At 55.1% G+C, this 20,831-nt stretch carries 21 protein-coding genes; 5 read left to right on the top strand and 16 right to left on the bottom strand.

The features are described 5' to 3' along the window. Window positions 1-176: 176 nt before the first annotated feature. From ptsG to pabC, 6 genes are all read right to left on the bottom strand, one after another. On the bottom strand, window positions 177-1,610 hold the full coding sequence (gene ptsG / locus AC1RKG_RS07025; protein WP_020826345.1) for a PTS glucose transporter subunit IIBC: 1,434 nt from the start codon (window positions 1,608-1,610) through the stop codon (window positions 177-179). A 338-nt stretch (window positions 1,611-1,948) separates the two neighbouring features. Further along, window positions 1,949-2,725, bottom strand: a complete 777-nt coding sequence (locus AC1RKG_RS07020) for a metal-dependent hydrolase (RefSeq protein ID WP_020826344.1) — start codon at window positions 2,723-2,725, stop codon at window positions 1,949-1,951. Between the two features lie 14 nt (window positions 2,726-2,739). Beyond that, on the bottom strand, window positions 2,740-3,747 hold the full coding sequence (holB, locus tag AC1RKG_RS07015; RefSeq protein WP_493182468.1) for a DNA polymerase III subunit delta': 1,008 nt from the start codon (window positions 3,745-3,747) through the stop codon (window positions 2,740-2,742). Beyond that, complete coding sequence (tmk, locus tag AC1RKG_RS07010) at window positions 3,747-4,382, bottom strand: dTMP kinase (protein WP_130015538.1); 636 nt, start codon at window positions 4,380-4,382, stop codon at window positions 3,747-3,749. Before tmk ends, holB begins: the two co-directional genes overlap by 1 nt. After that, on the bottom strand, window positions 4,372-5,397 hold the full coding sequence (mltG, locus tag AC1RKG_RS07005; RefSeq protein WP_259216811.1) for an endolytic transglycosylase MltG: 1,026 nt from the start codon (window positions 5,395-5,397) through the stop codon (window positions 4,372-4,374). The genes tmk and mltG overlap by 11 nt, the downstream gene beginning before the upstream one ends. A gap of 13 nt (window positions 5,398-5,410) precedes the next feature. Next, window positions 5,411-6,208, bottom strand: coding sequence for an aminodeoxychorismate lyase (gene pabC / locus AC1RKG_RS07000; protein WP_020826340.1), 798 nt, complete (start codon window positions 6,206-6,208; stop codon window positions 5,411-5,413). Between the two features lie 162 nt (window positions 6,209-6,370). Here pabC and AC1RKG_RS06995 point away from each other — a divergent pair, with 162 nt between their 5' ends. After that, on the top strand, window positions 6,371-6,946 hold the full coding sequence (locus AC1RKG_RS06995) for a hypothetical protein (protein ID WP_493182465.1): 576 nt from the start codon (window positions 6,371-6,373) through the stop codon (window positions 6,944-6,946). Between the two features lie 86 nt (window positions 6,947-7,032). Here AC1RKG_RS06995 and fabF read toward each other — a convergent pair whose 3' ends face one another. From fabF to yceD, 8 genes are all read right to left on the bottom strand, one after another. Further along, on the bottom strand, window positions 7,033-8,274 hold the full coding sequence (fabF, locus tag AC1RKG_RS06990; RefSeq protein WP_115059148.1) for a beta-ketoacyl-ACP synthase II: 1,242 nt from the start codon (window positions 8,272-8,274) through the stop codon (window positions 7,033-7,035). 82 nt (window positions 8,275-8,356) lie between these two features. Further along, window positions 8,357-8,593: an acyl carrier protein gene (gene acpP, locus AC1RKG_RS06985; RefSeq protein WP_004719003.1), complete on the bottom strand. Its 237-nt coding sequence runs from the start codon at window positions 8,591-8,593 to the stop codon at window positions 8,357-8,359. A 154-nt stretch (window positions 8,594-8,747) separates the two neighbouring features. After that, complete coding sequence (gene fabG, locus AC1RKG_RS06980; RefSeq protein WP_020826338.1) at window positions 8,748-9,482, bottom strand: 3-oxoacyl-ACP reductase FabG; 735 nt, start codon at window positions 9,480-9,482, stop codon at window positions 8,748-8,750. Between the two features lie 11 nt (window positions 9,483-9,493). Continuing rightward, a complete protein-coding gene (fabD, locus tag AC1RKG_RS06975; protein ID WP_493182463.1) occupies window positions 9,494-10,423 on the bottom strand; it encodes an ACP S-malonyltransferase in 930 nt (309 codons plus the stop codon). A gap of 16 nt (window positions 10,424-10,439) precedes the next feature. Continuing rightward, window positions 10,440-11,393 carry a beta-ketoacyl-ACP synthase III gene (locus AC1RKG_RS06970; RefSeq protein WP_041414443.1) on the bottom strand — a complete coding sequence of 318 codons (954 nt, stop codon included), beginning with the start codon at window positions 11,391-11,393 and terminating at the stop codon, window positions 10,440-10,442. A gap of 6 nt (window positions 11,394-11,399) precedes the next feature. Continuing rightward, entirely contained in the window at window positions 11,400-12,434 is a 1,035-nt protein-coding gene (plsX, locus tag AC1RKG_RS06965; protein WP_071827011.1) for a phosphate acyltransferase PlsX, read from the bottom strand. Window positions 12,435-12,445: 11 nt separating this feature from the next. Then, window positions 12,446-12,613 carry a 50S ribosomal protein L32 gene (gene rpmF, locus AC1RKG_RS06960; protein ID WP_004943042.1) on the bottom strand — a complete coding sequence of 56 codons (168 nt, stop codon included), beginning with the start codon at window positions 12,611-12,613 and terminating at the stop codon, window positions 12,446-12,448. A 16-nt stretch (window positions 12,614-12,629) separates the two neighbouring features. Beyond that, complete coding sequence (gene yceD, locus AC1RKG_RS06955; RefSeq protein ID WP_020826334.1) at window positions 12,630-13,151, bottom strand: 23S rRNA accumulation protein YceD; 522 nt, start codon at window positions 13,149-13,151, stop codon at window positions 12,630-12,632. Window positions 13,152-13,292: 141 nt separating this feature from the next. Between yceD and AC1RKG_RS06950 the strand changes: the two genes are divergently transcribed. Further along, the gene (locus AC1RKG_RS06950) at window positions 13,293-13,874 is read left to right on the top strand and encodes a Maf family protein (RefSeq protein WP_493182461.1); all 582 of its coding nucleotides are present in this window, start codon (window positions 13,293-13,295) and stop codon (window positions 13,872-13,874) included. 11 nt (window positions 13,875-13,885) lie between these two features. On the opposite strand, the gene rluC is transcribed toward AC1RKG_RS06950, so the two are convergent. Beyond that, on the bottom strand, window positions 13,886-14,848 hold the full coding sequence (gene rluC / locus AC1RKG_RS06945) for a 23S rRNA pseudouridine(955/2504/2580) synthase RluC (protein WP_020826332.1): 963 nt from the start codon (window positions 14,846-14,848) through the stop codon (window positions 13,886-13,888). 552 nt (window positions 14,849-15,400) lie between these two features. Between rluC and rne the strand changes: the two genes are divergently transcribed. Continuing rightward, a complete protein-coding gene (rne, locus tag AC1RKG_RS06940) occupies window positions 15,401-18,820 on the top strand; it encodes a ribonuclease E (protein ID WP_493182460.1) in 3,420 nt (1,139 codons plus the stop codon). Between the two features lie 60 nt (window positions 18,821-18,880). Here rne and AC1RKG_RS06935 read toward each other — a convergent pair whose 3' ends face one another. After that, window positions 18,881-19,168, bottom strand: coding sequence for a putative quinol monooxygenase (locus AC1RKG_RS06935; RefSeq protein ID WP_020826330.1), 288 nt, complete (start codon window positions 19,166-19,168; stop codon window positions 18,881-18,883). 225 nt (window positions 19,169-19,393) lie between these two features. Between AC1RKG_RS06935 and pyrC the strand changes: the two genes are divergently transcribed. Both pyrC and dinI read left to right on the top strand, forming a co-directional pair. After that, window positions 19,394-20,440 carry a dihydroorotase gene (gene pyrC, locus AC1RKG_RS06930; RefSeq protein ID WP_262255236.1) on the top strand — a complete coding sequence of 349 codons (1,047 nt, stop codon included), beginning with the start codon at window positions 19,394-19,396 and terminating at the stop codon, window positions 20,438-20,440. A gap of 80 nt (window positions 20,441-20,520) precedes the next feature. Beyond that, window positions 20,521-20,760, top strand: coding sequence for a DNA damage-inducible protein I (gene dinI / locus AC1RKG_RS06925; protein WP_020826328.1), 240 nt, complete (start codon window positions 20,521-20,523; stop codon window positions 20,758-20,760). The last annotated feature ends 71 nt before the right edge of the window (window positions 20,761-20,831 follow it).

Here is a 20,831-nt window from a genome sequence, read left to right as displayed (position 1 = left end):
CACCTACTCATTGAAGTAAAACCATTATCTTTGTTGGCACTGCCACATGCAATCATCCCGACGGGTTGCACCACGTTAGTAGAAAGTGGCCTTCAGAGATTTATTTAAAAGCCGACAAAAAACCAATAAAAAAGGGAGGCTTTCGCCTCCCTTAAAACTCCCCTGCCTGACCTGAATTAATGGTTACGGATGTACTCGTCCATATCAGTTTTCAGGTTGTCAGATTTGGTGCCAAAGATAGCCTGAACACCCGAGCCTGCGACGACAACGCCGGCAGCACCCAGTTTTTTCAAGCCAGCCTGGTCAACCTTGCTCACGTCCGCCACGCTAACGCGCAGTCGAGTGATACAGGCATCCAGGTTGGTGATGTTCTCTTTACCACCGAAAGCCTGAACCAGTGCTGCAGACATTTCAGAACCGCCCTGGGCAACCTGCTCAGAAGCCGTGTCTTCGCGACCTGGTGTTTTCAGATCCAGTTTGGCAATCAGCACGCGGAAGATGGTGTAGTACACCAGACCGTAGATGATACCGACCACTGGGAACAGCCAGATTTTGCTGCTGTTACCGCTCAGTACGATAAAGTCGATCAGACCGTGCGAGAAGCTGGTGCCGTCACGCATCCCCAACAGGATACAGATCGGGAACGCCAGGCCAGCCAGAATGGCGTGGATTGCGTACAGGATCGGCGCAACGAACATGAAGGAGAACTCGATCGGTTCGGTGATACCGGTCAGGAACGAGGTCAGCGCAGCGGAGATCATGATACCGCCGACTTTTGCGCGGTTTTCCGGCTTGGCCGAGTGCCAGATGGCAATCGCAGCAGCAGGCAGACCGTACATTTTGAACAGGAAGCCACCGGACAGTTTACCCGCAGTTGGGTCACCCGCCATATAACGTGGGATGTCGCCGTGGAATACCTGGCCCGCCGCGTTGGTGTATTCACCAATCTGCATCTGGAAAGGTACGTTCCAGATGTGGTGCAGACCAAACGGCACCAGCGCACGTTCAACCACGCCGTAGATACCAAATGCCACTACCGGGTTCTGATACGCAGCCCACTGGGAGAAGGTCTGGATAGCCGTACCGATAGGAGGCCAGATAAAGGACAGCACTACGCCCAGAACGATTGCCGCCAGGCCGGAGATAATCGGCACAAAGCGCTTACCGGCAAAGAAGCCCAGGTATTCCGGCAATTGAATGCGGAAGAAGCGGTTAAACATATAGGCCGCGATGGAGCCGGAGATAATCCCCCCGAGCACACCGGTATCCGCCAGGTGTTTGGCCGCGATCTCTTCAGCCGGCAGGTGCAGCACCAAAGGCGCTACTACCGCCATGGTTTTCACCATGATGCCGTAAGCCACTACTGCGGCTAACGCGGAGACACCGTCGTTATTGGTGAAGCCCAGGGCAACACCGATGGCGAAGATCAGCGGCATGTTGGCGAAAACGGAACCGCCGGCTTCCGCCATCACGTGGGAGACTACCGCAGGTAGCCAGCTAAAGTTGGCGGAACCGACGCCCAGCAGGATACCTGCGATAGGCAATACGGACACCGGCAGCATTAGCGACTTACCTACTTTTTGCAGGTTTGCAAATGCGTTCTTGAACATAGTTGAGTGTGCTCCTGAGTAATAGTGCTTTGCTACTTTCCGCGATTCTTCGCGTTGCAAGGGGGGGAGAAAAAACCCCTGCAATTCAGGGTGTCTGAGCACCCCTTGAATTTTTACGCAGAGTAAAATAAATAGGCTGCGCAATGTTTGATGGCAGTCACGTTTCAATGAACAAAACCGGGTATTTTTCTTAAATCGCCTATTTTTTGTCAAAAAAGAGGAAAAAACGCCCGCACCTCGCCCTAAAACGGGTGGGAACATTACCCGTTTCGGCGATTAATTACGAGCTTAAAAAAAATTCCAGAATCGATGACTACAGCTATAGCCTAGGCCAAAGATCAGAGTTCGATGTGAAATAAGCGTGAAAAGTTGGCGGTGGTGGCTTCGGCCAGCGTTTCCAGGCTCACGCCCTTCAATACTGCCATGTATTCAGCCACATCGCGCACGTAGGCAGGTTGGTTTTCTTTGCCGCGGTGCGGCACCGGAGCCAGATACGGCGAGTCGGTTTCCACCAGAATGCGGTCCAGCGGCACATAACGCGCCACATCACGCAGCTGCTCGGCGTTGCGGAAGGTCAGGATGCCGGAAAAGGAAATGTAGAACCCCAAGTCCAACAGGGCTTCGGCCGTGGCGCGATCTTCGGTGAAGCAATGCAGTACGCCGCCACAGTCCTGGGCATTTTCTTCCCGCAGGATCGCCAGCGTGTCTTCACGCGCATCACGGGTATGCACGATCACCGGTTTGTTCAGATCGCGACCGATGCGGATATGCTCACGAAACGAGGCTTGCTGCAGTTCAAGATTGTCTTTTTGATAGAAATAATCCAGACCGGTTTCCCCCAGCGCCACCACCTGCTCTGCCGCCGCTAAACGGCGCAGTTCGGCATAGTCGTAGCCGCCTTCCAGATTGAGCGGATGCACACCGCAGGAGAAAGCCACATCGTCGCGTTGGCCAATCAACTGCGTCATGGCCTGATAGCCCGGCAAGGTGGTAGCGACCGCCAGCACGTACCCGACATCGCGCGCCTTGGCTTTGGCCAGTGCGTCATCCACGTTTTGGTGCAGGGTTTGGTAATCCAGGCCATCGAGGTGGCAATGAGAATCTACTAACAACATAATATTTAACTCTTTTACAGCGAATGAGGGTGAGAATAGCCGGTAGCGCCGAGCATCTGCTCCCAGCCAAGTAACTGTTCGGTCAGCAGCAGTTCACGGTTAACGCCGACCACACTGAGCAACTGGTGGCGGCAATTAAGCCATTGTTGCACCACTTGCTGCAGCGAGTTGCTGCTCAAACGGCTAGCCAGTTGATACACCAAGGGTTGCTGATCCTGGTTGAGGGCAAAACTCGCCGCCCCCTGTTGCCATTTCATGGCGTCGACCAGCAATGCGCATAACCAGTGTAGCCGCTCGGCGACGTCTTCGTGATTCAACACCGGCAGCAAGGACAGCATGTCATGCTGCGGCAAAGCAGCGCTCAGGGCGGTACACAGCGCGCTACGCTGCTGCCAACGTTCCGGCTGCAACAACTGCTCGGCGGCCAGAGGAGCGCCATCATGCAGACGCAATGCGGTCAGCAGATCGACCTGATTTCCCGACGTCTGTCGGTTTAACCACTGCAGGCTGAGCTGTTCGTCCGGGCTGGCGAGGTGCCAGTACAAACAGCGGCTGCGCAACGTCGCCAACAGGCGTGAAGGCTCACGGCAGCTCAGCAGGAAATAGGTTTTTTCCGGCGGCTCTTCCAATGTTTTCAACAACGCATTGGCAGCCGCCTCGGTCAGCAGCTCCGCCTGCGGCAACCAGATCACCTTGGCTCCGCCCTGCTGAGCATGGGAGTAAAGGATCTCAATCACCTGACGAATGGGCTCCACGCCAAGACTGCTTTTGCCCTTTTCCGGCGTCAGCACATGATAATCCGGGTGATTGCCCGCCAGCATTAACCGGCAGCTATGACATTCACCGCAGCTTTTCTCTCCGTTACGGCGCTGGCAAATCAGCCAACGGCTCAGCCCATAGGCCAGCGCTTCTTCGCCATTGCCCGCCGCCGCGTGCAGCAGCAAGGCATGATGACCGCGATCGGCAGCATATTGCCCGACCAACTGCCGGTAAGGGGTATTCAGCCACGGGTACCAGTTCATTACGCGCCTTCCTGCTGCAGCCATTGGCTGACGCTGTGACGAATCGCTGCCGTCACCTGCTCCAGCGATTGGGCCGCGTCAACGGTGACAATGGACTCGTCCTGCGCCGCCAGTTCCAGATAGCGCGCGCGGGTGCGTTCAAAGAACGGCAGCGCCTCTTGTTCGATGCGATCCAATTCGCCGCGTGCGCGGGCACGTTGCAGCCCCACTAACGGCGGCAAATCCAGATACAGCGTCAGGTCCGGGTAAAAATCGCCCAGCACGGTGTCACGCAGCGAGGCCATCAGTTGCTGATCGACTCCGCGACCGCCCCCCTGATAGGCCTGAGAAGACAAATCGTGACGATCGCCAACCACCCAGGCACCACGCGCCAACGCCGGTTTGATCACCGTTTCCACCAATTGCACGCGGGCTGCGTACAGCATCAGCACCTCGGCTTTGATGGTCGGCAGCTCACCGTCCACGCCGCGCTTGAACAGGTCGCGCAGCTTTTCTGCCAACGGCGTACCACCAGGTTCACGGGTAAAGACAATATCGTTGATGCCGTGCTGGCGCAGTACGTCAACCACGGTATCGCGAGCGGTAGTTTTGCCCGCGCCCTCGAGCCCTTCGATAACCACAAATTTACTTTTCATTCTTTTCCTTCAACGCCTGGCGATAGGCGCGCACCGCCTGATTATGGCTGGCCAGGTTAGTGGTAAATTGATGCCCGCCTTTGCCGTCGGCAACAAAGTACAGATAAGGGGTTTTCGCCGGATTGGCGGCGGCGGCCAGCGAAGCCTTGCCAGGCATGGCAATCGGCGTTGGCGGCAGGCCGTTGATCACATAGGTGTTGTACGCCGTCGGCGTTTCCAAATCTTTGCGGGTGATATCGCCATTATAGCTATCGCCCATGCCGTAAATCACCGTTGGGTCGGTCTGCAAACGCATGCCAATGCGCAGGCGGTTAATAAAGACGGAAGCCACCTTGGTGCGTTCTTCCGGCACGGCGGTCTCTTTCTCAATGATCGAGGCCATGGTCAGCAGCTCTTCGGGCGTTTTGTATGGCAGGCTGGTGTCGCGACCTTGCCAGGCATCTTCCAGCGCCTTGGTCATTCGCAAATGAGCTCGCTTTAACAACGCAATGTCGCTCATGCCCGCCGTGTACAGGTAGGTATCGGGGTACAGGCGCCCTTCAGGATGAGTCCCCTCCGGCAAGCCCAACGCCACGGCAATTTCCGTTTCGCTTTTGCCCGCCAGCGTATGTTTGAGGTATTTGGACTGTTGCAGCACCGTCAGCCAGTCACGCAGGCGAGAGCCTTCGATAAAGCGCGCGCTGAACTGGGCTTCTTTGCCGCTGGCCAGCAGTTTGAGCATCTCGCGCACCGTCATGCCAGGCGTAAAGCGATAGGTACCGGCCTTAAACTCCGCCAGCTGCGGCTCCACACGCAGCAGCCACGGGAACCACATGCCGTTGCGGATCAGCTTGTCACGAACCAGCAGCCCTTCCAGCGCTACCCGCCCGGTACCCGCCGGCAGTTTAAAAATGGCTTCCTGCTGGATCGCCAGAGGCGTATCCGCGAAGCGTTCAACCTTCTGATATCCCCACAACAGCAGGCCCAATACCAGAACAACAATAATAGAAACGAACTTCAGCTTTCTTTTCTTCATCAATCAGCCATCGTTAACAGTGTGGGCGCAAAAAATCATAGAGTTGGCGCGAAGAGTAATGCCAGGATTGCGCGATGTTCACCGGCAGCAATGGCATTAGCGCATTGCTCACCAGCACTTCTTCGGCGTCGGCCAGCGTCTCCAGTGGCTCACTGACGTAATGTAATGAGTACCGGCTGCCCGCGAGCAGCTCAATCACCCGGCGCCGCATCAGTCCAGCCACGCCCGCTTGGCTCAGATCCGGCGTGAAGACCGCTTTTCCCTTTCGCCAGAACAAATTAGCCGCACAGCATTCCACCAGCATACCGGCAGTGTCAAGCACCAGCGCCTCGTCGGCGGCCGTCTGGTCAAGATGCGCGCGGATCAACACCTGCTCCAAACGATTCAGGTGTTTCAACCCCGCCAGCAGCGGATGACGAGCCAGCGTTACCGGGCTAAGCGCCAGGCTGATGCCCTGCTCGCGCCATTGCAAATAGTGCATCGGGTAGGCGCTGCGAGAAACAATCCGCGTGGGATGCTCACATCCTTTTGGACTGTAACCACGCCCACCGCTGCCGCGCGTCAGTATCGCTTTGACCACGCCCTGCGGGATAGATTCTGCCGCGCGCACCATTTCATATTCCAACGCATCCCAGTCACAGGCAGGCAGCATCAGCCGCTGTGCCGACTGCTGCAGACGTTCGATATGCCAGGGCAGCAGATCAATCTTGCCCTCAACCACTCGTGCGGTAGTGAAACAGCCGTCGCCAAACTGCAAGCCGCGATCGCTTGGCGCCAGCGCATCGTGTTGCTGCCCGTTTATCCAGTACATAGACTTCCCCTGACCGCTTTGGTTTCCACTACAGAATAACAGGCCCCGACGCCATTAGCAGCCGCCGCTAACGCGAGTAATAAACCTGAACACCCGTGCGCTCACTTTTCATCCGCATTAACCGATGCTATGCTGCCGATCTTGAAAGCATCGGGTATCATCATGAAATATAAACGGATATTTATAATTTCACTCATTACATTCAGCATACTGATTATTACCGGACTGGTCGCGATAAAACAGCTGCGCGTTGCCGTTCCGGCTCTGATGCCGGGGATCTCATGCCCAACGGTGACCATTTGCACGGACAATCTTGCAAGATTTGGCGATGCCCAAAAGCTTTATCAAACCGCTTATGCGCACACTCGCACCGCGGTCGGGCCCTTTTCCAGTAACCCACGGGTGGTATTTTGCAGCACTCAAGCTTGTGCCGAGAGGTTCGGCATGGGAAAGCGTGCGGCCGTCGCAGTCGGCAATATTGGCCTGATTGTTGCGCCACGCGGTTGGACAACATTCTATCTGACTCATGAAATGATCCACTATCGCCAGGCAGAATCATTCGGCAATCTCGCTATGCTGACCAAACCCTCATGGCTAATCGAAGGAATGGCCTATTCCATGAGCGGCGATCCCCGCCAGCTAAGTCCACCCTTTGCAGAATGGCGAACCCAGTTTGAAATGTGGCAGGCGACTCTCGGCAATCAAACAGTATTCACTGCGGGGAAAAGCATAAAATAATGCCTTCAAACAATCTCAGCCTGAGTAACTGACATAAAAAAGCCCGGTTAAAAACCGGGCTTTTTGCTGACCGCCAACAAAGAGCGTTACACTCTGCGGAAGATCAGAGAACCGTTGGTGCCGCCGAAACCGAAGGAGTTACACAGCGTGTACTGCATATCGCTTACCTGGCGTGCTTCGTGCGGAACGAAATCCAGATCGCAACCTTCATCCGGGTTATCCAGGTTGATGGTTGGCGGAACGGCCTGGTCACGCAATGCCAGTACGGTGAAGATCGACTCAATTGCACCCGCCGCACCCAACAGGTGGCCGGTCATCGATTTGGTCGAGCTGACCATCACGCGCTGCGCATCGCTGCCAAATACCGACTTCACCGCCTGCGTTTCGGCTTTGTCGCCGGCCGGCGTTGAGGTACCGTGTGCATTGATATAGCCGATTTGTGACGTGGTCACACCGGCATCAAGCAACGCATTTTCCATCGCCAGTGCAGCGCCCGCACCGTTTTCCGGTGGTGACGTCATGTGATAAGCATCGCTGCTCATCCCAAAGCCAACAACTTCAGCATAAATCTTGGCGCCGCGTTTTTTGGCGTGCTCGTACTCTTCCAGCACCATCATGCCGGCACCGTCACCCAGAACAAAACCATCACGGTCCTTGTCCCAAGGGCGGCTGGCTGCCTGCGGATCTTCGTTGCGGGTCGACAACGCGCGTGCTGCGCCAAAGCCGCCGACGCCCAACGGGGTACTGGCTTTTTCTGCCCCACCGGCCAGCATGACGTCAGCATCATTGTAAGCAATGATACGCGCGGCGTGGCCGATGTTGTGCACACCTGAGGTACAGGCGGTGGCGATCGAAATGCTCGGGCCACGCATGCCGTACATGATAGTCAGGTGGCCTGCAATCATGTTTACAATGGTTGACGGCACAAAGAACGGACTGATTTTCCGTGGGCCACCGTTAACCAGTGAACTGTGGTTCTCTTCAATCAAACCCAGGCCGCCAATACCGGAGCCGATAGCGGCACCAATGCGGCTGGCGTTAGCCTCGGTGATATCCAGTTGTGCGTCCTGCATGGCTTGCATGCCGGCTGCGATACCGTACTGGATGAAGGCGTCCATCTTGCGCGCATCTTTGCGGGAGATGAAATCTTCTGAATTAAAATTCTTTACCAGGCCTGCAAACTTGGTCGCATAGGCAGAGGTATCGAAATGGTCGATCAGGCTGATGCCACTCTGACCGGCAAGAAGAGCGTTCCATGTGGACTCTACCGTATTGCCGACAGGAGACAACATGCCCAGTCCGGTCACAACTACTCGACGCTTAGACACGTTTGTCCTCCAAGGAGGGAAAAATATGACACTAGGGATAGAAAAAACTTAGGCGGTCGAGTGACCGCCTAGATATGTTCTCTTACTGCTGGCTGGCGTTGATGAAATCAATAGCTGCCTGAACAGTAGTGATTTTCTCAGCTTCTTCGTCTGGAATCTCGGTGTCGAACTCTTCTTCCAGAGCCATTACCAGCTCAACGGTGTCAAGAGAATCAGCACCCAGATCTTCAACGAAAGAAGCGTTATTTAAAACTTCTTCCTGTTTAACACCCAACTGCTCAACAATGATTTTCTTAACGCGTTCTTCGATAGTGCTCATACTCTTAAATTTCCTATCAAAACTCGCTTTCGCGATGGTTTTCGTAGTGTATAAAATGTTGAAAAAGATGCAACTAAATCCCGGCTGGTCAAACCACGATTTTACGCTATTTTGCGGTTTTTACCCCAAATAACGCAAATAGTTTTCGCATTTTTTAAATCATGTACATGCCGCCATTGACATGTAACGTTTCACCGGTGATGTAGCCAGCCTCATCAGAGGCTAAAAATGCAACAGCGCTGGCGATTTCTTTAGCATCCCCCAGCCGATTGGCTGGAACTGATGACAAAATGCCTGCGCGTTGATCATCTGTCAACGCCCGTGTCATGTCCGTCTCAATAAAGCCAGGTGCCACGACGTTGACCGTAATGCCACGCGAAGCAACTTCACGTGCCAAAGACTTACTAAAGCCAATCAGACCGGCTTTAGCCGCCGCGTAATTAGCCTGCCCTGCGTTCCCCATGGTACCAACAACGGAACCGATGGTGATGATCCGGCCAAACCGCTTTTTCATCATAGCTCGCATTACCGCTTTTGACAGACGGAATACGGAAGTCAGATTGGTGTTCAGGATATCCTGCCACTCGTCGTCCTTCATACGCATCAGGAGGTTATCACGCGTAATGCCGGCATTATTCACTAAAATGTCGATTTCGCCAAATTCAGCACGAATAGATGCCAGAACGCTGTCGATAGATTGAGCATCGACCACGTTCAATGCAAACCCTTTGCCGTTCGCGCCCAGGTAGCTGCTGATAGCCTCAGCGCCGCTTTCACTAGTGGCGGTGCCGATCACTTTAGCGCCGCGTGCCACAAACGTTTCTGCAATAGCCCGGCCAATACCCCGGCTCGCGCCGGTGACCAGAACAACTTTACCTTCGAAGCTCATTGTTTTCCTCTTTATTGTTCAAGCGCCGCTGTCAGGCTGGCAGCGTCATTCACCGCCGCCGCCGTCAGGGTATCAACAATACGTTTAGTCAGACCGGTCAGAACCTTGCCCGGACCAACCTCTAGCAGCGACGTAACGCCCTGTGCTGCCATAAACTCAACGCTCTCGGTCCAACGTACCGGGCTGTACAACTGACGCACCAGCGCGCTGCGGATCGCTTCTGGCTCGCTTTCAGCACGCACGTCGACGTTATTTACCACCGGCACCTGCGGAGCGCTGAAGGTGATGTCCTGCAACGCCACGGCCAGTTTGTCTGCAGCCGGCTTCATCAGTGCACAGTGCGAAGGCACGCTCACCGGCAACGGCAGCGCACGCTTGGCGCCAGCCGCTTTACAGGCTGCGCCTGCACGTTCAACCGCTTCTTTATTGCCGGCGATCACCACCTGGCCCGGGGAATTGAAGTTCACCGGGGAAACAACCTGCCCTTGGGCAGACTCTTCACAAGCCTTGGCGATAGCCGCGTTGTCCAGACCAATGATGGCGGACATCGCGCCAGTGCCTTCCGGCACCGCTTCCTGCATCAGTTTGCCGCGCAGCTCAACCAGACGGATTGCCGCCTGGAAATCCAGCACGCCCGCACAAACCAGCGCCGAGTATTCACCCAGGCTGTGGCCGGCCATGATGGCCGGCATTTTGCCGCCCTGCTGCTGCCAAACGCGGAAAATCGCCACTGAGGCGGCCAGCAATGCCGGCTGCGTTTGCCAGGTTTTGTTCAGTTCTTCCGCCGGCCCTTGCTGCACCAGTTGCCACAGGTCGTAACCCAGAACGGAAGAGGCTTCGCTGAAAGTCGCTTCAACGATCGGATATTGAGCGGCCAAATCGGCCAGCATGCCCAGGGACTGTGAGCCCTGGCCTGGGAAAACAAAAGCAAATTGCGTCATTTTTTCTTCCTGTTAATCAGAAACGAACCAGCGCCGAGCCCCAGGTAAAGCCGCCGCCGAAGGCTTCCAGCAGCACCAGTTGGCCGCGCTGGATCCGCCCATCGCGCACCGCTTCATCGAGCGCTGCGGGGACCGAGGCGGCAGAGGTGTTACCGTGACGATCAAGCGTCACCACCACTTTATCCATCCCCATACCCAGTTTTTTTGCCGTTGCGCTGATAATGCGCAGGTTGGCCTGGTGCGGCACCAGCCAATCCAGCTGGCTGCGGTCCAGATCATTGGCCTGCAGCGTTTCGTCAACGATGTGAGCCAGTTCGGTAACCGCAACCTTGAAGACTTCATTGCCTGCCATGGTGACATAGGCCGGCTTTTCCTGATCCTGACGATCCTTGAATGGCAACGTCAGCAGGCCGCCGTAGGTGCCGTCCGCATGCAGGTGAGTCGACAGAATGCCCGGCTCTTCAGAAGCGCCCAGCACCACTGCGCCAGCGCCATCACCAAACAGGATGATGGTACCGCGATCGTCAGGATCCAGCGTGCGAGAAAGCACGTCTGCACCAATCACCAGTGCACGCTTCACCGCGCCGTTCTTAACGTACTGATCGGCAACGCTCAACGCGTAGGTGAAACCGGCGCAGGCTGCAGCCAGATCGAAAGCCGCACAATCTTTAATCCCGAGCATCTGCTGCACCTGGCAGGCAGAACTTGGGAATGCGTGGCTCGAAGTGGTGGTCGCCACAACGATCAGCCCGATATCTTCTTTAGCCACACCTGCCATTTCCAGCGCTTTTTCAGCAGCATGGAAGCCCATCGTCGCCACGGTTTCATCAGCGGCGGCAATGCGGCGTTCACGGATACCGGTGCGAGTGACGATCCACTCGTCAGAGGTATCCACCATTTTTTCAAGGTCAGCGTTGGTGCGCACTTGTACGGGTAAATAACTCCCCGTACCGAGAATCTTTGTATACATGTACGATCAGTCACTCTTAGGTAATACAGCTTCAAGGCGCGCAGCAATCCTGTCAGGGACTTGCCGCTGCACCGCCTGCACAGCCTGTTCGATTGCAACTGCAAACGCGTGCGGGTTCGCAGCGCCGTGGCTCTTGATTACGGTGCTGCGCAATCCTAACAGACATGCGCCATTATACTGGTCGGGGTTCAGGTGGCCGAACCGCTTTACCACCCGTTTTTGCAACCAACGGCCCAACAATTTTAACCACCACGCCTGCTTGCCACCGTCTCCGGATGATTTCAGCAGCGATAAAAATACTCTTACCACCCCTTCCATGGTTTTCAGGGTGACGTTACCCACAAAGCCGTCGCAGACCATCACATCGGTTTTCCCGGTGAGAAGATCGTTGCCTTCCAGGTAACCAATATAGTTGATTGCCGGAGTATTTTTTAGCACGGCGGCCGCTTCGCGGATATTATCCAGGCCTTTGGTTTCTTCTTCACCAATATTCAGCAGCGCCACGCGTGGTTGCGCAATCCCCACCACCTCTTCGGCCATCACCGCGCCCATCACCGCAAACTGCACCAGCATGGTGCTGTCGCATTCGACGTTGGCGCCCAGATCCAGCACCACGGTTTTACCGCCCAGCTGATTCGGGATCACCGTCATCAGCGCCGGACGTTCAATACCGTCCAACGGCTTAATCAGCATCTTCGCCAACCCCATCAGCGCACCGGTATTACCCGCGCTGACACAGCCCTGTGCATCACCGTTTTTGGTCAGTTCCAGCGCAATGCGCATGGAAGTGCCACGGCTGGCACGAATCGCTTGTGAGGGTTTGGCGTCGCCGGCAATCACAGATTCAGCGGGCACGACTTGCAAACGTTCCAGAAGAACCGGATCGGCTTTGGCAAGTAAAGGAGAGAGGGTGTCGGGATTGCCGACCAGCAGAAGATGAAGCTGTAAATTAGAGGCCAGTGCCTGCAATGAAGCAGGCACTGTGACGCAGGGACCGAAGTCCCCGCCCATTGCATCTAACGCCAGGGTTAGACGAGTCAAGGTACCGCTACTTAGCCGATAACCTTGCGACCGCGGTAGAAACCGTCGGCAGTGATGTGGTGACGACGATGAGTTTCACCAGAAGTCGCATCAACAGACAAAGTGGTGGTGGTCAGAGCATCGTGTGAACGACGCATGCCACGTTTGGAACGGGTTGGTTTATTTTGTTGTACGGCCATGGACCTTACTCCTTAATTACTTACGCTTTAAACTGGCTAATACGGCAAATGGGTTTGGTTTCTCCGCCTCTGGAGGCAGTTTGCCAAAGACCATGTCCGCTTCGGACACTTCACAGTGTTCAGATTCATGTACCGGGACGACAGGCAGTGAAAGAATAATTTCGTCTTCAATCATTGCCAGCAGATCAACTTCGCCAAACTCATCGACTTCGATCGGCTCGTACGCCCCCGGTAATGCCTCAGCCTGCTCATCATTGACGACCGGGCTAAAACAATATGTTGTGTGAACATGGTGTTCGAACGGGACTCCGCAGCGTTGGCACATCAGCATTACCTGGACGTCCGCATGCCCTGTTATCACCGCGAGGCGCTGGTTATCAATATCGAAAGATAACGAGACCTCAACATCACTGTCCACACTGACCACAGAGGCAGCAACACGTGTAACCTGCTCAGGCGCATAGGAACCAACATAGTCCAGGCGTTTCTGAGCGGTACGTACCGCATCAATGGTCAAGGGTAATTTTACCTTTTGCATAGGGCGCGCATATTAACTTTGTAACGACTTAGAGTCAAAGAAAAAGGCCGTAAAACGGCACCTTTCACCAATATTCGCTTCCTCAGCGGCGGACAGTTTAAAATGACCTCTCCATTTACGCTATGGTTTACGAAAAAAATTATGCAGAGACTACTCCTCGCCTCCACCTCGACCTACCGCAAGATGCTGTTGGAAAAACTGCATCTGCCTTTTACCTGTGACGCGCCGCAGGTCGATGAAACCCCATTGGCCGGGGAAACCGCCGAAGCGCTGGTCTTACGGCTGGCGACGGCGAAAGCCCAGGCATTGGCCATCGCCTATCCTGACCATTTGATTATCGGTTCCGACCAGGTCTGCGTGATCGAGGGTAAAATAACCGGGAAACCGCATACCGAAGAGAACGCCTGTGCCCAATTGCGCCAGGCCAGCGGCCAAAGGGTGACGTTTTATACCGGTCTGGCGCTGTACAACAGCCGCAGCCATCACCTGCAGGCGCTTTGCGAGCCCTTCCATGTGCATTTCCGTGTGCTGAGCGACGCAGAAATCAGCGCTTATGTGCGCCTTGAACAGCCGCTCAACTGTGCGGGCAGTTTTAAAAGTGAAGGCCTGGGTATTGCGTTGTTCGATAAACTGGAGGGGCGAGATCCGAATGGGTTGATCGGTCTGCCGCTGATAGCCCTGCTGGAGATGCTGCGGGCTGAAGGCATCAACCCGCTGGTATAAAATACTTTTACTTACTGGCCTTTGGCCTGCTTGCGCAATACCTGCAGGCAGTGGCGCAACTCCTGGTCCATCGGCGCTTCGATACGCATGGTTTCGCCAGTGCCCGGATGTTCGAACCGCAGTGCCGCGGCATGCAAGAACAGGCGTTTGAGCCCGGTACCGGCCAACTGGCGATCGAATTCGCGATCGCCATAGCGGTCATCGAAGGCTATCGGGTGCCCTGCGTGCAAGGTGTGAACGCGGATCTGGTGGGTGCGCCCGGTAATCGGGCTCGCCTTGACCAGCGTGGCATGCTCAAAACGTTCCTCTACCTTGAAGCGGGTTTCCGACGGTTTGCCTTCGCTATTGACGCGCACGATACGTTCGCCGCTTTGCAGAATGTTTTTCAGCAACGGTGCCTGCACGGCTTTACAATGCGACTGCCATTGGCCGCGCACCAGCGCCAGATAATCCTTCTGCATGCCTTTCAGCCGCAATTGCTCATGCAGCGAACGCAGTGCAGAACGTTTTTTCGCCACCAGTAACACGCCGGAAGTATCGCGATCCAGTCGGTGCACCAGTTCCAGGAAACGGGCTTCCGGGCGCAGCGCGCGCAGGCCCTCAATCACGCCAAAGCTCAGGCCGCTGCCACCGTGCACCGCGGTGCCTGAAGGCTTGTTCAGCAGCAGCAAATGATCGTCTTCATACAAAATGCAATCGGCCAGTGCCGCCACTTTGTCCAGCTTGGCGGAAACCGGCGCGTCTTCACGTTCGGCAACGCGGACCGGCGGTACTCGCACCACGTCACCAGCCGCCAGCTTGTATTCAGCCTTGATGCGTCCTTTATTAACCCGTACCTCGCCTTTGCGTACGATGCGGTAAATCATGCTCTTCGGCACGCCTTTCAGGCGAGCAAGCAGAAAGTTGTCGATTCGTTGACCGGCTTCGTCATCAGAAATCGTGATTAATTGTACTGCAGGAATGTTCGTTTTCATGGAGCGGGATTCTAAATAGAGCGCGTAAATAGCGCCACTTCTTTTTCTGTGCTTAACTGTCTCTCTGACTGCAGGAGAAACCCTGACGGACAATAAGGCAGCAAGCCGGTTTGAACGTTTGCGATTTCTTCCGCAGTTAAGGAAAAGTCACCTTGCTATAACAGTATCAGCAGTGGAATAATGCGTTTACTTTCCACGTTGATTCTCGTTAAACAGGGAAAACGGTGGAATTATAAAATTTGTCTGATGGCGCAAAAACGCAGCAATGGCGTAAGACGTAATGTGAAATCAAACAATTAGCGGGCTGCGGGTTGCAGCTTGGCCGGCAAATGGAATCAGATCTGTCGACGTAAATCAGAGGCTATTCCCCTAGTAAAAGTGCTGTTTTTCACAAAGAAATACAGGCTTACCGAGATAATGCGCCCCTATGCAGGCGACAACCGTGAGGTTGACGGCTTTGCGAGAAGACACGGGGTTTTCGGTTTTAATCCGGCCATGAGGTTATTTTGCCCGCAGCTTTGTCGATAATGTAAAAATAACGAGTAAGTTAAGATGAAAAGAATGTTGATTAACGCAACTCAGCAGGAAGAGTTGCGTGTTGCCCTCGTAGATGGACAGCGGCTGTATGATTTGGATATTGAAAGTCCGGGTCATGAACAGAAAAAAGCGAATATTTACAAAGGCAAAATCACTCGTATAGAACCAAGTCTTGAAGCAGCGTTCGTAGATTACGGCGCCGAACGACATGGTTTCCTCCCTCTTAAAGAAATCGCTCGCGAATACTTCCCAAGTAACTACTCCTCCCATGGTCGCCCGAACATCAAAGATGTGCTGCGCGAAGGACAGGAAGTGATCGTTCAGGTTGATAAAGAAGAACGTGGCAACAAAGGCGCCGCCTTGACCACCTTCATCAGCCTGGCCGGCAGTTATTTGGTTCTGATGCCGAACAACCCACGTGCCGGTGGTATTTCACGCCGCATCGAAGGTGACGACCGCACTGAATTGAAAGAAGCGCTTTCTTCTCTACAACTCCCGGATGGCATGGGCCTGATTGTTCGTACCGCAGGCGTTGGCAAATCGGCCGATGCATTGCAGTGGGATCTCTCTTTCCGCCTGAAGCACTGGGAAGCGATTAAAAAAGCCGCTGAAGGCCGCGCTGCGCCCTTCCTGATCCATCAGGAAAGCAACGTCATCGTACGTGCATTCCGCGACTATCTGCGCCCGGACATCGGCGAAATCCTGATCGACAATCCAAAAGTTCTCGATCTGGCCAAAGAGCACATCGCTGCCCTGGGCCGTCCGGATTTCAGCAGCAAAATCAAACTGTACAGCGGTGAAATCCCTCTGTTCAGCCACTACCAAATCGAATCTCAAATCGAATCCGCCTTCCAGCGTGAAGTTCGCCTGCCTTCCGGCGGTTCGATCGTTATCGACTCTACCGAAGCGCTGACCGCTATCGACATCAACTCCGCGCGCGCAACCCGCGGCGGCGATATCGAAGAAACTGCGTTCAACACCAACCTGGAAGCGGCAGACGAGATAGCTCGCCAGCTGCGCCTGCGTGACCTCGGCGGTCTGATCGTTATCGACTTTATCGATATGACCCCGGTTCGCCACCAGCGTGAAGTTGAAAACCGCCTGCGCGATGCCGTGCGTCAAGACCGTGCGCGTATCCAGATCGGCCGCATTTCCCGTTTCGGTCTGCTTGAGATGTCGCGTCAGCGCCTCAGCCCGTCACTGGGTGAATCCAGCCATCACGTTTGCCCACGCTGTAACGGCACCGGCACCATCCGTGATAACGAATCTCTGGCGCTGTCCATTCTTCGTTTGATCGAAGAAGAAGCGCTGAAAGAAAACACCAAAGAAGTTCACGCTATCGTGCCAGTTCAGGTGGCTTCTTACCTGCTGAACGAAAAACGTGAATCGGTGAGCGCGATCGAAAAACGTCAGGGTGGCGTGAAAGCGATCATCGTGCCGAACGATCAGATGCAAACCCCACACTACTCTGTGCTGCGCGTACGTAAGGGTGAAGAAACACCAACCCTGAGCTACCTGTTGCCGAAACTGCACGAAGAAGAGATGGCTCAGCCGTTGGAAGATGCGCCGATGGAGCGCAAACGCCCGGAACAGCCGGCTCTGGCCTCGTTCTCGCTGGCCGCCGATGCACCACCACCGGCTGAAGAAGCCGTTGCTACTCAGCCCGCCGTTGCGGCAACAGCAACCAAACAAGCTGCACCAGCCGCTGCCAAACCTGGTCTGTTGGGCCGTCTGTTTGGTGGTCTGAAAGCGCTGTTTGCCGGTGAAGAACAGCCGGTTGTCGAAGCCAAACCTGTGGTTGAAGCGCCTAAGACCGAAAGCAACGGTGAAAACCGTCGCCAGGATCGTCGCGGTCAACGTCGTCAGGGTACCGGTCGTAAAGACCGTGGTGAGCGCGGTGAACGTAGCGATCGTCCAGAACGCGGTGAACGCAAAGAGCGCGGTGAAGGCCGTGATAACCGCGATCGTGATAATCGTGAGCCGCGTGAAAATCGCGAACCGCGCGATAACCGCGAAGGCCGTGAAACACGTGAAGTGCGTGACGAGCAGCGCCGCAACCGTCGCAATGCGCAGCAAACCACTGCCACGGTTACCGATGAGCCGCAGTCTGAAGAAGCCGCCAAGGCACAGCGCGAAGAGCAGCAACAGCGCCGTGAGCAGCGTGCCGAGCGTCAACGCCGTCGTCAGGAAGAAAAGCGTCAGGCTCAGCAAGAAGTGGCCGCACTGGAAAGTACAGAAGCTGCCACTGCCACCACCGCCAGCGATGAAGATCACGAAGAACGTCAGATGCAGAACATGCAGCGTCGTCAACGTCGTCCTCTGTCGCAGAAGGTTCGTGTGCTGTCCGCGGAAGAAGAGCTGCATCGCGCAGCGGAAGAGCTGCTGGCACCTAAAACGCCGGTAGCGAAAGCTCAGGACGCGAAACCTGCTCAGGCCGAAGACAGCGTTAAACTGCTGCCGGAAACCGTTGAAGCGCAGGCCGAAGACGATGCACAGGGTGACAACCGCGCTAATGGCGAAAACGGCATGCCACGCCGCTCACGTCGTTCACCTCGCCACCTGCGCGTTAGCGGTCAGCGTCGTCGTCGTTACCGTGACGAGCGTTACCCAACTCAGTCGCCAATGCCACTGGCGGGGGCTTTTGCCTCACCAGAAATGGCGTCAGGCAAGGTCTGGGTGAGTTACCCTGTCACACAAGCTGCGCAAATGGTTGAAGAGGCTGAAGTTCAGGCTGAAGCTAGCCAAATCGCTGCCGACAACGTCATGGCACCAGAAGCCGTCAGCGTGGCCGCTCCGGTGGTTGCCGCGGTCGCAGAGCAGGAAACCGCACCGGTTAACCAGCCGGAAGCTGTGGCAGTCGCGGTTGAAGCAGTTGAAGAAGCCCAACCGGTTGTTGAAACCGCCGAGCCAATCATTACTGCTCAGGCTGAAGAAACTCCGGTAGCAGCTGAAACACCAGCAGTTGAAGAAACCGCAGTGGTTGAAGCAGCCGCTGCGGTCGAAAAAGCCCCAGCCATTGAGGCTGCACCAGCGGTTGAAACTGCTCCTGAGGTTGAAGAAACCCCAGTAGCAGAGGCAACACCAGTCTTGGTGGTGGAAGAAACGGCAACCGTGGCAGAAGCCGTCACCGAGCCGGCTGCACCTGTCGTTGAAGCTGCCCCGGTTCAGGAAACTGTAGCTCCGGCCGTTGTTGAAAAACCAGCGCCGGCAGTGCAACAGCAACCCGCACCGGTACAGGCTGGTACGCTGTACAAGCATATCGCTACGGCGCCAATGACCAAGGCCCCTGCTCCGGACTATGTGCCTGAGCAGCAGCAACACAGCGATTGGCAGCGTCCTTCCTTCGCCTTCGAAGGTAAAGGCTCAGCCGGTGGCCATGCGGCGGTAAATCAAGCTACCGCACCGGCAACCAAACCGCAGCCGGTTAACGAATAAGGTAATCTGCTTCGATAAAAAAACCCGCCTGATGGCGGGTTTTTTATTGCCGAAATAAACTCAGGCAATTTTTTTCAATTGTTTGATATCCAGCAAATCCAGCTTGCCGTCAATACTGGCGACAAACCGCTTAAAATGCTCGGTGGCGTTGTGTTTTTCCAGCGCCTCTGCACTTGCCCAGCGTTCAAAGAACACGAAAGTTCCTGGCTTCTCGAGATCGCGGTGCAGGTCATATTGCAGATTGCCCAATTCCTGGCGGCTTGGATCGATAATCTCATGCACTGCATCGCTGACGGCCGAAACAAACTCGGGTTTAGCCTGCAGGGTGGCAATAACTCGCACTTCCATTTTATTCTCCCATTCCAATGTGATTAATGTTGATAACCCGAAAGTTTTGGCTCGGGGATCATTAGAATCCTTGTCACTATGCACCCGATAACCAATTGATTTCAACTTGCCGTGAACAAACAGATGCATCGCAGGCACTTTCCGCTTATCCTTATGCCCCGGCGTGAATAAGCCCCATTATTCGCTTTTACTTAGACCCGAATCTAACCGCCGGAGCCTTGTAACATGACCGCACAGCCTCAAGCCCTGAAAATCCGCCGCCCTGACGACTGGCATATCCATTTGCGTGACGACGATATGCTGAAAACGGTTTTGCCCTATACCAGTCAGGTATTTGGCCGGGCGATTGTGATGCCCAACCTGGCTCCGCCAATTACTACCGTAGAAGCCGCCCGAGCGTATCGCGATCGCATTCAGGCAGCCGTCCCTCAGGGGCACAACTTTACCCCGCTGATGACCTGCTACCTGACTAATTCACTGGCCGCGGCAGAACTGGTTAATGGGTTTGAGCAAGGCGTTTTCACTGCGGCTAAGCTCTACCCTGCCAATGCCACGACCAACTCCAGCCATGGCGTCAGCGATGTGAAGGCCATCTACCCGCTGTTTGAGCAAATGCAAAAAATCGGCATGCCACTGCTGATTCACGGTGAAGTGACCGATGCCGCCGTCGATATTTTCGATCGCGAGGCTCGCTTTATTGAACAGGTTATGGAGCCGATTCGTCGCCAGTTCCCGGAGTTGAAAATTGTCTTCGAGCACATCACTACTAAAGAAGCGGCGCAGTACGTCCAAGAAGGCAATCGATTCCTTGGCGCGACTATCACCCCGCAGCATCTGATGTTTAACCGTAACCACATGCTGGTGGGGGGCATTCGTCCGCACCTGTTCTGCCTGCCGATCCTCAAGCGTAATATTCACCAGGATGCGCTGCGCAAAGCCGTTGCCAGCGGTTCGGATCGTTTCTTCCTCGGTACCGACTCCGCCCCTCATGCCAAACACCGTAAGGAATCGAGCTGCGGTTGTGCAGGCGTATTCAACGCGCCTAACGCTATTCCGGCCTATGCCAGCGTGTTCGAAGAACTGGGCGCATTAGAGCACCTGGAAGCTTTCTGTTCCCTGAACGGGCCAGGCTTCTATGGTCTGCCGGTGAATGCCGACTTCATCGAACTGCAGCGCGTGCCAACCACTCAAGCAGAAGAGATCGCCATGGGCAGCGAAACGGTGGTGCCCTTCCTTGCCGGAGAGACGCTGAAGTGGTCAGTGAAAGCATAATCTTCTTTTTTTAACGCAGCCTATTGCCCCCACGCGCGGTTAACTGTATAAATACCCAGTAAATCGCTTCGGGGGCAATTATGCGTGTTGAAGTCACTATAGATAAAACCAAACCGCTACCGGCAGGCGCCATTGAAGCGCTGACCGGCGAGCTGGGCAAACGGGTAAACCGCCAATTTCCAGATGCCGTGGTTCAGGTGCGTTATGCCGGTTCCAACGGGCTCTCAGTACTGGGCGGCCTGAAAACAGATAAAGACCTGATCGAGGAAATTCTCCAGGAAACCTGGGAAAGTGCCGACGATTGGTTTAGCGCAGAATAATACTGCAAGGTAGTTTTTGCCGGGGGTCGCTCTCCGGCTTTTTTGTATTTGAAACCTGGCAACGCGCGGTT

The organism is Serratia sp. GW822-FHT06D09 (assembly GCF_058799515.1).
Note: the sequence above shows the minus strand (reverse complement) of the source record. Positions and strands in the feature narration are given on the sequence as shown.

Coding starts and splice junctions, on each gene's coding strand:
- fabG (WP_020826338.1), bottom strand. CDS start 9,482: ATGAGCTTCGAAGGTAAAGTTGTTCTGGTCACCGGCGCGAGCCGGGGT.
- mltG (WP_259216811.1), bottom strand. CDS start 5,397: ATGAAGAAAAGAAAGCTGAAGTTCGTTTCTATTATTGTTGTTCTGGTA.
- AC1RKG_RS06970 (WP_041414443.1), bottom strand. CDS start 11,393: ATGTATACAAAGATTCTCGGTACGGGGAGTTATTTACCCGTACAAGTG.
- pabC (WP_020826340.1), bottom strand. CDS start 6,208: ATGTACTGGATAAACGGGCAGCAACACGATGCGCTGGCGCCAAGCGAT.
- AC1RKG_RS06935 (WP_020826330.1), bottom strand. CDS start 19,168: ATGGAAGTGCGAGTTATTGCCACCCTGCAGGCTAAACCCGAGTTTGTT.
- ptsG (WP_020826345.1), bottom strand. CDS start 1,610: ATGTTCAAGAACGCATTTGCAAACCTGCAAAAAGTAGGTAAGTCGCTA.
- AC1RKG_RS06995 (WP_493182465.1), top strand. CDS start 6,371: ATGAAATATAAACGGATATTTATAATTTCACTCATTACATTCAGCATA.
- rne (WP_493182460.1), top strand. CDS start 15,401: ATGAAAAGAATGTTGATTAACGCAACTCAGCAGGAAGAGTTGCGTGTT.
- fabD (WP_493182463.1), bottom strand. CDS start 10,423: ATGACGCAATTTGCTTTTGTTTTCCCAGGCCAGGGCTCACAGTCCCTG.
- AC1RKG_RS06950 (WP_493182461.1), top strand. CDS start 13,293: ATGCAGAGACTACTCCTCGCCTCCACCTCGACCTACCGCAAGATGCTG.
- rpmF (WP_004943042.1), bottom strand. CDS start 12,613: ATGGCCGTACAACAAAATAAACCAACCCGTTCCAAACGTGGCATGCGT.
- AC1RKG_RS07020 (WP_020826344.1), bottom strand. CDS start 2,725: ATGTTGTTAGTAGATTCTCATTGCCACCTCGATGGCCTGGATTACCAA.
- holB (WP_493182468.1), bottom strand. CDS start 3,747: ATGAACTGGTACCCGTGGCTGAATACCCCTTACCGGCAGTTGGTCGGG.
- rluC (WP_020826332.1), bottom strand. CDS start 14,848: ATGAAAACGAACATTCCTGCAGTACAATTAATCACGATTTCTGATGAC.
- tmk (WP_130015538.1), bottom strand. CDS start 4,382: ATGAAAAGTAAATTTGTGGTTATCGAAGGGCTCGAGGGCGCGGGCAAA.
- acpP (WP_004719003.1), bottom strand. CDS start 8,593: ATGAGCACTATCGAAGAACGCGTTAAGAAAATCATTGTTGAGCAGTTG.
- yceD (WP_020826334.1), bottom strand. CDS start 13,151: ATGCAAAAGGTAAAATTACCCTTGACCATTGATGCGGTACGTACCGCT.
- pyrC (WP_262255236.1), top strand. CDS start 19,394: ATGACCGCACAGCCTCAAGCCCTGAAAATCCGCCGCCCTGACGACTGG.
- dinI (WP_020826328.1), top strand. CDS start 20,521: ATGCGTGTTGAAGTCACTATAGATAAAACCAAACCGCTACCGGCAGGC.